The sequence below is a fragment of the Rhizobium sp. RHZ02 genome, assembly GCF_014851575.1.
GTDB lineage: Bacteria > Pseudomonadota > Alphaproteobacteria > Rhizobiales > Rhizobiaceae > Rhizobium > Rhizobium altiplani.
This window is the reverse complement of sequence record NZ_JACUZX010000120.1, coordinates 1-255: the sequence shown is the minus strand read 5'-3', so window position 1 is coordinate 255 and position 255 is coordinate 1. Positions and strand designations below refer to the sequence as shown.

Genomic DNA, 255 nt, shown 5'->3' with positions numbered 1-255 from the left:
CATCCAGCCCGACAGCACCGACCTCGAAGCCGAACCGCTCCCGCTGGCGGTCCAGCCGGTCGAGATAGACGATACTGTCATGCACATTGGCGGGCGTGACATGGGTATCGGTGATGATCGCAAGCTTGCCGTCCACCGTGCGGTGATCGAGGTAGAAGAAGCCCTTTGGCTTGCCGTCGCGCACCATGTAACCGCTGTCGGGATCGGTGCGCGACACCTTGGTTTCCTTCACCTGCGGCTCGCGCTCCTTTTCCT

At 62.0% G+C, this 255-nt stretch carries 1 pseudogene; it reads right to left on the bottom strand.

Features of this window, described 5'->3' with window-relative positions:
- Window positions 1-255, bottom strand: a pseudogene (locus tag IB244_RS31770) (IS5/IS1182 family transposase); the annotation flags it as partial.